This window comes from Collinsella sp. AM28-11LB (assembly GCF_003469895.1).
Taxonomy (GTDB): Bacteria; Actinomycetota; Coriobacteriia; order Coriobacteriales; family Coriobacteriaceae; genus Collinsella.
In genome coordinates, this window is record NZ_QSKJ01000013.1 from 39178 (window position 1) to 48278 (window position 9101).

General features: G+C 68.4%; 12 protein-coding genes and 2 tRNA genes. All 14 read left to right on the forward strand.

All coding sequences use genetic code 11. From position 1 onward, the window contains the following. Window positions 1–1180 (forward strand): hypothetical protein (locus DW732_RS09020; protein WP_199569784.1); only part of this gene is annotated, 1180 nt, incomplete at its 5' end. Between the two features lie 53 nt (window positions 1181–1233). Beyond that, a tRNA-Trp gene (locus DW732_RS09025) sits at window positions 1234–1307 on the forward strand. Window position 1308: 1 nt separating this feature from the next. Next, window positions 1309–1393, forward strand: a tRNA-Leu gene (locus DW732_RS09030). Window positions 1394–1494: 101 nt separating this feature from the next. Continuing rightward, window positions 1495–2016, forward strand: a complete 522-nt coding sequence (locus DW732_RS09035; RefSeq protein WP_118099354.1) for a hypothetical protein — start codon at window positions 1495–1497, stop codon at window positions 2014–2016. An 18-nt stretch (window positions 2017–2034) separates the two neighbouring features. After that, the gene (locus DW732_RS09040; protein WP_118099355.1) at window positions 2035–2880 is read left to right on the forward strand and encodes a hypothetical protein; all 846 of its coding nucleotides are present in this window, start codon (window positions 2035–2037) and stop codon (window positions 2878–2880) included. Between the two features lie 19 nt (window positions 2881–2899). Beyond that, complete coding sequence (locus tag DW732_RS09045; protein WP_118099356.1) at window positions 2900–3247, forward strand: hypothetical protein; 348 nt, start codon at window positions 2900–2902, stop codon at window positions 3245–3247. Beyond that, window positions 3247–3663 carry a Gp19/Gp15/Gp42 family protein gene (locus DW732_RS09050; RefSeq protein WP_118099357.1) on the forward strand — a complete coding sequence of 139 codons (417 nt, stop codon included), beginning with the start codon at window positions 3247–3249 and terminating at the stop codon, window positions 3661–3663. The genes DW732_RS09045 and DW732_RS09050 overlap by 1 nt, the downstream gene beginning before the upstream one ends. Next, on the forward strand, window positions 3656–3991 hold the full coding sequence (locus DW732_RS09055; RefSeq protein WP_118099358.1) for a hypothetical protein: 336 nt from the start codon (window positions 3656–3658) through the stop codon (window positions 3989–3991). The genes DW732_RS09050 and DW732_RS09055 overlap by 8 nt, the downstream gene beginning before the upstream one ends. After that, on the forward strand, window positions 3984–4271 hold the full coding sequence (locus tag DW732_RS09060) for a hypothetical protein (protein ID WP_147356379.1): 288 nt from the start codon (window positions 3984–3986) through the stop codon (window positions 4269–4271). The genes DW732_RS09055 and DW732_RS09060 overlap by 8 nt, the downstream gene beginning before the upstream one ends. After that, window positions 4259–4618: a hypothetical protein gene (locus DW732_RS09065; protein ID WP_147356380.1), complete on the forward strand. Its 360-nt coding sequence runs from the start codon at window positions 4259–4261 to the stop codon at window positions 4616–4618. The genes DW732_RS09060 and DW732_RS09065 overlap by 13 nt, the downstream gene beginning before the upstream one ends. A gap of 23 nt (window positions 4619–4641) precedes the next feature. Beyond that, window positions 4642–5298 carry a hypothetical protein gene (locus DW732_RS09070; protein WP_118099361.1) on the forward strand — a complete coding sequence of 219 codons (657 nt, stop codon included), beginning with the start codon at window positions 4642–4644 and terminating at the stop codon, window positions 5296–5298. 123 nt (window positions 5299–5421) lie between these two features. Further along, on the forward strand, window positions 5422–5922 hold the full coding sequence (locus DW732_RS09075; RefSeq protein ID WP_118099362.1) for a hypothetical protein: 501 nt from the start codon (window positions 5422–5424) through the stop codon (window positions 5920–5922). Between the two features lie 122 nt (window positions 5923–6044). Continuing rightward, entirely contained in the window at window positions 6045–6296 is a 252-nt protein-coding gene (locus tag DW732_RS09805) for a hypothetical protein (RefSeq protein ID WP_158567396.1), read from the forward strand. 24 nt (window positions 6297–6320) lie between these two features. Continuing rightward, the coding region (locus tag DW732_RS09085) for a tape measure protein (protein WP_233539426.1) at window positions 6321–9101 on the forward strand (2781 nt) is incomplete at its 3' end.

The window sequence follows — 9101 nt, forward strand, 5'->3', positions numbered from 1 at the left end:
CCCGCCGATGATTAGCGCGGCGGAGTTCGCGGCCTACAACCGGGCCGTGGCGAAGATAGGCGACAGGGCGGCATCCGACGTGGAGGCCGCCGTGCTCGCCTGGTGCCGCGCCCACGGGGGCGCGAGCGTGGCCGAGAAGCGCGAGGCCGCGAAACTCATCATGGAGGGCTTCGTGCAGGGATACGACGACGTCGCGGCGGAGTTCGCGGCGCAATGGTACGACGACCTCGCCGAGCGCAACGGCGCCAGGCTGCAGCAGGCCGTCACCATAACGACCTACAGGCCAGAATCGGTCGATACCGTTGCCAGATACCAGGCGAAGAAGCTCGTGAAGGGCGGCGACGCGGCGTTCGCCAGGGCGTGCGGCGAGTACGCCCGCAACGACGCGCTGCGCAGCCTGAACGAGACGATCATCTCCAACGTGGGCCGCGACAAGGACCACGGCGTGCGCTTCGCGCGCGTGCCGACGGGCTTCGAGACCTGCACCTTCTGCATCATGCTCGCGAGCCGCGGCGCGGTCTACCACACGCGCGAGTCCGCCGGCGAGTTCAGGCACTTCCACCGCCACTGCGACTGCAAGGTGGTCCCCGGCTTCGAGGACGACCCGGACGCGGGGCTCGTGGAGGGCGTGAGACCGGAGGAGTTGCGCGAGCGGTGGGCACAGTTCAAGAACATCGACGAGGACGAAAGCCTGACGAGTGCCGGCAAGGACGCGGCGAAGCGTGCCGTGCTCGGTTCGCCTGGGCCTCCAGTCGTGTACAAGAAGCCGAAAGAGACCTTCGCGCACGAGCGCGGCGGGTCCTACGACCTCGCGGCGCACGAGGCGCTTCGGGCGGCCGGTCACGAGGTCGTCGTCCGCAAGGAGGACGCGCCGGAGGGCTTTTCCAATATCGACCTGCTGCTCGACGGCAAGCTATGCGAGCTGAAGAGCCCGACAAGCGATGCGTCTGGCGTCAACGGGCTTAGGTTCATCGAGCGCAATATAAGAAAGGCAGTGCGGCAGTTCGAAAAGGTGGAAGGTGGGCCGGTAAAGCCCTCTATCGTCGTGCTTAACTGCGAGGAAGTCCCTGTGACAAGAGAGGACGCGCTGAAGCGCGTGCGGCTCGAGATGTCGAGGCATGACATCGACCGCGTTATCTTGTTGACCAGGGGCGGGGCCATAGACGACATAAAGAAATAAGCCCCAGGTTAGCTATCCAGCACGCCCAGGGCCTTTCTAATCAGATTATACACACCTGGCTAGCACAATGGCAGTGCGGCGGTCTCCAAAACCGCTTACCGGGGTTCGATTCCTCGGCCAGGTGCCATCGGGGCGTGGCGGAATGGCAGACGCGCGTGCCTCAGGAGCACGTGGGCATCACCCGTGCGGGTTCGAGTCCCGCCGCCCCGACCAAAAGTTGAACCAGGCCATCCGCACGGGTGGCCTTTTTCATGCCGAAAAGTGCCCCGCACGGGGCAAGACGATGCCCCGCACGGGGCGGAAATGGAGGGAGCATGGCCCAGGAGACCACGCCCGCCGAGACCGATCCGACCGAACCTGCACAGGACGGAGACGCCGGTCAGGAGCCCGACTACAAGGCGCTCTACGAGAACGCGCTGAAGGAGTCGCGCAAGTGGGAGAGCCGCTCGAAGGCGAACCTCAAGGAGCTCGACGAGCTCAAGGCCGCGGCACCCAAGGCGGACCCGACCGTTGAGGAGCGCCTGAGCGCGCTCGAGAGCGAGAACGCCGCCCTCAAGGCGAGCGCCGCCCGCTCCGCGCTCGTCGACTCCGTGGCCAAGGCCACCGGACTCGACCGCTCCATCGTGGCCACGCTCAACGGCGAGGACGAGGACGCGCTCACCGAGCAGGCCAAGGCCGTGGCGGCCATCACGAAACCGGCCGGCGGCGCGCCGAAGGCGCCCGAGGCCGGCGGCAAGCCCAAGCCCGGCAAGCCCTCCAAGAAGGACATCCTCGGAATCGAGGACAAGAAGGAACGCATGGCGGCCATCGCCGCCAACATCGACCTCTTCAAGTAAGGGGAGAAAGGGGCCCCAATGCCCGATATCAAGACCCTCGCAGCCGCGCGCAACGTCGACCTCGTGAACACCTTCACCAAGTCGCTCGAGAAGCTCACGGCTATGCTGTCCACCTGCGCGCCCATCCACGCGGCCGTGGGCGAGACGCTCCACCAGAAGAAGATCATCGGCAAGCTCTCCGAGGCCGAGTACACCCCCGGCCAGGACATCCCGCTGTCCAGCTACGACTACGCGGACGTCGCGACCTACGAGGTGACGCTCAAGCCCTACCGCAGGCAGACCATGCTGCAGGAGGTCAAGAAGCGCGGCTACGACGGCGCCGTCGACAAGACCGACGCCGCGATGATCTCCGACATGCAGCGCAACATCAAGAAGGACTTCGTCGCCGCGCTCGGCGCCGAGGGCACCACGGCCGCGACCGGCAAGAGCCTCGTGGCCACCGCCGCGAACGCCTGGGCCGCCCTGTCCAACCTCACCGAGGAGTACGGCTTCGGCAGCGGCGAGACCGTCTACTTCGCCAACCCGGTCGACTTCGCCAAGCAGATCGGCGAGTCCGAGGTCTTCAGCGCCTTCGGCATCTCCTACATCGAGAACTGGGCGGGCCTGGGCACGCTCGTGTCCACCGGCTCCGTCGCCGCCGGCACGATCTACGCGACCGTCAAGGACAACATCAAGGTCTACGTCGCCCCGACCGACGGCGACGACCTGTTCGGCTTCTACTCCGACGAGAGCGGCTACATCGCCGTGTCCCACTCGCCCGAGCTCAAGAGCCTGACCTACGACACCGTGGCCTACGTCGGCCTCGTGTTCTTCGCCGAGTACATCGACTTCGTGGTCAAGGGCACCATCGCCCCGACCGCCTAGGCAACCCTAAGGAGCATCCATGATCGCTTTGGTCACCTATCCTTACCGTGACCGCGAGACCCTCGCGGTGCATCTCGTGGGGGAGGAGGTCGAGCTGACCGACGAGCGCTTCGCGGAGCTGTCCGCCGGCGGCTTCGTCGACCTCCCGCCCGCCGAGCCCGAGGTTAGCGCGGAGCCCGTCGAGGACGATGGCGCCGAGGGAGAGGGCGTTGAGGACGCCGCGCCCGCGCCCGAGCAGCCCGTGCCCGAGAAGCCCGCGAACGATATGACCGTGCAGCAGCTTCGCGCTGCCATCGAGGCCGCCAACGGCTTCGCGCCGCGCAAGGCGACCAAGGCCGAGCTCATCGCCATCCTTGAGACGCTCTAGTGGACGCCTTCGCGACCGGCGCCGACTACGCCGCTCGCTGCGGCCCCGTCGATGACGGGGACGAGGGCAGGGTCGCGGCCCTGCTCGAGGACGCATCGGCGCACCTGCGCGGCGCGTACCGGCGCCATATGGGCAGCGACTACGCCGCCGGAGTCAACGCCACGTTCGACGAGAACGTGAAGCCCGTCTGCGTGGCCATGGTCGCCCGCGCGGTCAACGCGCCCGGCGCCATGGCGGGCATCACCCAGCAATCCGAGACTGCCGGCCCGTACTCGTCCAGCTTCACGTTCGCGAACCCCACGGGAGACCTCTACCTGGGGCGCTCCGACCTCAAGCGGCTCGGCCTCGCCGGCTGCCGCGTGCGCAGCATAGATGCCATGACCGCCGCCGACAGGGAGGGGGATGCGGATGTTTAGGACCGTCACCGTCCAGGTGATCGCGCCGCAGGAGCCGGCCACCGACGCTCACGGCAACGCAGTGTGCGAGCTCGGCGCGGCAGAGGACGTAGCCGGCGTGCTGCCCCAGCCGGGCGGCACGGCCGACCTCTCCGCACCGCGCCCCGAGGGGACCGCCGTCTCCATGACGTTCCACTGGCCGCGCGGCGACCGGCGCTCGCTGCGCCGCTGCCTCATCCGTTACGGCGGCCGCGCGTACCGCGTGATCGGCGACCCCCAGCCATACCTGGCGGGCAACTGCCCCGGGCAGTTCGACCGCGCCGTCGAGTGCGAGGCCGTCGATGGGTAGGCGCGTGCGCGTCACGCCCGTGATGTCGGGCGTGCGCGCCGTGCTCAAGTCGGACGGCGTCAAGGCGATGCTCGAGTCCCAGGCCGCGGCCGCCGCCGCGCGCTGCAATGTCATGTGCGACCCGGCGCTCAGGCGCGCCGGCGCACGCTACGAGTCCAAGGGCGTGCAGCGCGGCTATACCGCCGGCGGCCTGGTCTACGAGGCGGGCGAGAGGGACGGCAGGCTCGCCGGCCTCGACAACCTGCGCAACAACACGCTCAGGAAGGGGTGCGGTCTCTGATGTTCGACATCCTGGCCGTCCTGCCGCAAAAGCTCGGCGCCGCGCTCGGCGTCCCGTGCTCCACGACAGTTCCGAGCGATAAGCCCGACAGGTTCGCCACGGTCGAGCGCACCGGCGGTCCGTCCGGCCCCGGCCGCGACAACCCGTACCTGGCGGTCCAGACGTGGGCCAGCACGGAGGCCGAGGCCTACACGCTCGCGCTCATGGCCCGCGAATGGCTCACCTGGTGCTGGGAGGCCATACCCGAGGTCTGCAGCGTGTCCGTGGAGGGCACCATGCGCTTTCCCGACCCCGACAGCCGCTTCGAGCGGTACCAGATCAACGTTTACATGGTGACGCGCCCGTAGCGCGCCACAGGAAGGAGGGCCACATGTCCGAGACCCCCATGTTCGACAAGGACTCCGTCGGCGTAGCCAAGGGACGCCCCGGCGGCTACGCCGCCGTGTTCCCGGCGGGCACCGACATCAGCGTCTTGGCCGACCCGTCCAAGACACTCAAGGAGCTCATCGATCAGCACCACGGCGCCTCTCTCGGCTACATCTCGGAGGACGGCGTGACGTTCACGACCGACACCGACTCCGAGGGGCACAACGACTGGGGAGGCTCCGAGGTCGCGCGCGACCTCACGAGCTACGCCGACTCCGCACAGATGACCTTCATCCAGTCGTCCGTCGCCGTTCTCAAGACCATCTACGGAGACGACAACGTGACGGAGAGCGGCGCGACCGTCACCATCCGCCACAACCGCAACTTCACCGACCCGCACGTCTACGTGTTCGACTCGGTCATCTCCTCGACCAAGGTCCTGCGCAACGTCATCCCGATCGGCCAGGCGTTCGAGCGAGACGACGTCTCCTACAACAGCTCCGACCTGCTCGGCTACACGCCGACCATCACGTGCGTGCCCTACAACGACGACGGCGACACCCACACGACCGCCATCTACGACACCGTCAAGGCCGCACAGGTAGCGCAGGCCGAGGGGCGCGCACAGGGCGATGAGGAGCCCAAGGCCGTCACGTCCTAGCCGGTTAACAGACAAAGGGGAGGGGCGAGCGCCCCTCCCGTCCCGCCAAATGCTTGCGGCGGGCGCTGCGCGGTAGGCGCCGCAGCGTCCACCGCAAGCATTTGCGCCTACAAAGGAGGATTTATGGACATCAATGAGATGACCCCCGAGCAGCTGCGAGAGATGGCGGAGTCCAAGGAGCGCATGCGCGCGCACCTGGAGGAGCGGTACCTTGGGTTCACCCCCGCGCCCGTCGTCGAGTTCGACCCTTCGGCGAAGCGCCAGGCGCTGCAGCCCTGGGAGAAGGCCGTGGAGGTGGAGGGCGTCGAGTACACGCTCGACATGCGCCGCTTCCGCTCGCGCAAGGTGCTCAAGCAGATCGCGCGCGCACAGCGCGAGAGCCAGGCGCGCAACAGCGTCTACGAGAAGGCCATCCGCTCGGGCATGACGGAGGACGAGGCTACCGCCGCGGCCAACGAGGGCGTCAGCATCGACGAGCAGCTCGGCTACATGACCGCAATGCTCGGCGAGGAGGTCGAGGACAGGGTCGCCGAGGCGGTGACCGCCAAGATGGGCTACGACGACATCGAGGAGATCGTCCGCATCGAGGGGCTGCTCATCGAATCCGCGAGCCTAAAAAACTAGTCGCGCTCGTCGACGTCCTGCTCGACGGGCGCGACGAGCTCAAGGCGGACCTCCGCCAGTACTATTCGCTTGACCTGGACGATGCCATCACCGGCGGCGACTTCGACGGCCTCCTCACGCTCGTGGGGCAGCTGCCGCCGCAGTCGCGCACGGTGTCGCGCATCGATCCGCGCGCGACATGGGACGAGCACGCCTACCTGCTCGCCCTGGCCGTCGACAACCTCTCCTTCCTGCGCTACGAGAACGCCGGGGGCAAGGGCAGGAAGCCCGACCCCCTGAAGCGCCCGAAGGCCAGGGCCGCCGAGCACGCCGCCCGCCGTCTCGACCTAAGCCGGGACGAGGTCGACTCCCTGCTGTTCGGGGAGCGCTCATAGGTAGGTGATCAACCCTTGCCCACCGTGGCCAAAGGCTCGGTGCTGCTGACACCGAAGTTCGACAACCTCACGTCATCGATCAGCCGCCAGCTCGACGGCGCCTTCGCGGGCAGCTCGGGCATCGGCTCCAGGGCCGGGGCCAAGACGGGCGCGGCCTTCAGCGCCGGCCTCGGGGCGAAGGCCGGCGCCGTCGCCGGCATCGTCTCGGCAGTCACCGGCAAGGCCTTCACGGCCATCAGCAACTCGCTCGACTCGGCAATCAGCCGCGTCGACACCATGAACAACTTCCCCAAGGTCATGGCGGGCCTGGGATACGGGGCCGACGCGGCGACCTCGTCCATCGACAAGATGAGCGACCACCTCACCGGGCTGCCCACGCGCCTGGACGCCATGACCTCGTCGGTCCAGAAGATCGTGCCGACCGTCAAGGATGTCGGCAAGGCGACCGACATCATGCTCGCCTTCAACGACGCGCTGCTCGCGGGCGGCGCGTCGACGCAGGTTCAGGAAGCGGCGCTCGAGCAGTTCTGCCAGGTGCTAGCCAAGGGCAAGCCCGAGATGGAGGACTGGCGCTCGATCGTCACGGCGATGCCGGGCCAGATGGACCAGGTCGCCAAGTCGATGCTCGGGCCGACCGCGAGCACGAACGACCTCTACGACGCGCTCAAGACCGGCAAGGTCAGCGTGGAGGACCTCGAGGACGCGTTCATCTCGCTCGACAAGAACGGGTACGCCGGCTTCGACTCCTTCGCCCAGCAGGCCAAGACCGGCACGGCGGGCATCGCCACGTCCGTGGCCAACCTGAGGAACTCCGTGACCAAGGCGGTCGCGGCGTGCATCGATGCCATCGGCGTCGAGAACATCACGGCGCCCATCCAGGCGGCGACCGGGCTCATCAAGGGCGCGGGCGACATCGCCGCCAGCGCCATCACGTCCGTCAAGGATACCGTGTCCGACGTTGGCGGCCACGTCGAGCGGTTCATCGGCATGCTCGAGCGCCTCGGCAGGTCCTCGGACAGCTTCTCGACGCTCGCGTATAACGCGGACGTGCTCATGCGGGCGGTCCGCGGCGCCCTCGAGCCCGCGGCGGATGCCGTCGGCAGGGTCATAGACCGCGTCTCCGAGCTCGCCGGCCAGACGTTCACCGCCGCCTGGCCGGAGGACCTCGCGCTCGGAGTCAAGGGTGCCGCCGACGCGATCAACGGGCTCGTGGACGGGGCCGGGGGCATCGAGGCGGTCTGCTCCACGATCAGGGGCCCCGTCTCCGGGCTCGCGGGCGATTTCGACGGTGCCGCGAACAGCGTCCTGTCCTTTGTCGACTCCTCGAGCGGGATGTCGGCAATCGCCGATGCGGTCGGCAGGTTCGTAGGCTCTACTGCGGGCCTGGCCGCCGCCAAGCTCGCTATCTCGGGCGTGACGGGCGGCATCGACAAGTTCAAGACCCTGCAGGCCGCGCTCAAGGGCGTGGCGAAGGTGGCCGGTTCGGGGATCGGCGAAGTCGGCGCGCTCGCGTCGATGGTTTCCGGTGAGGCGGCTGGCGCCTTCACCTCGGCGTCCGGCCCCGTCCGCGGACTGTTCTCGGCCATCGGCTCGGGCGCTGGCGCCTTCACGACGCTCGTCGGCCCGATAGCCGTCGTGGTCGCCGCCGTCGCGGCGCTCGCAGCCGGCTTCGGCTACATGATGACGACAAACGAGGGCTTCCGCTCGTCGGTCATGTCTGCCGCCTCGGCGGTCGCATCCGGCCTGGCGCCCGCCTTCTCGGCCGTCGCCTCGGCGGTGGCATCGGTCATGCCGACCCTCGTCTCCGCGTTCGCCGCGGTGGCCTCGGTAGTCACCGGGCAGCTGCTTCCCGCTCTCGGCAACATCGCCCTCGCGCTGCTGCAGCTGCTCGCCGCCGTCGCCCCCGTCGTCGGGCAGATCATCGCCGCCGTCGCGCCGGTCGCGGCGCAGATAATCCAGCTTCTCGTCCAGGTCGCCGGCGTCATCATGGGCGTGCTCGTGCTGGCGGTCAACGCCATCGCCGCAGTCGTGCAGGCCGTGTGGCCCGTCGTCCAGGCGGCGTTCACCGTCGCCTGCGCCGCGATCTCGGCGCTCATCTCGACGGTATGGCCCGCCATCCAGCTGGTCATCACGACCGCGATGCAGGTCATCAGCGCAGTCATCGGCACCGTCCTCGCCGCCATCAACGGCGACTGGGAGGGCGTGTGGGCGGGCATCCAGTCGATCGCCGAGATCGTGTGGCACGCCATCCAGACCATCGTCAACGCCGCGATAGGTGTCGTGTCGTCGGTCATCAGCTCGGTGCTGGGCACCATCAGCGGCGTCTGGTCGAGCACATGGGGCGCCATCAAGGGCGCGTTCTCCTCCATCTGGGAGGGCATCAAGGGCGCCGCCCAGAGCGGCATCGACTCCGTCTACACCACGGTCACCGGCATCAAGGACAAGATCACCGGCTTCTTCGCCGGCGCGGGCTCCTGGCTCGTCGAGTCCGGCAAGGCCATCCTCAACGGCCTCAAGTCCGGCATCGAGAGCGCGGTCGGCGCCGTCACGTCGTCGGTTTCCGGAGCGGTCGAGAGGATCCGCGGCCTGTTCCCGTTCTCGCCGGCGAAATGGGGCCCGTTCAGCGGCCACGGCTACACGACCTACTCCGGCCGCGCCCTCATGGGCGACTTCGGAGAGAGCATCGTCGCCGCGTCCGCCGGCACCGCGGCGATGGCGTCCAAGGCGCTCGCCCGCGTGGAGGACGTATTCGACGTCTCCCCGGTCTCGTTCGCGGCGGCCGACGCCGCCGGCGCGCGGTCGGCG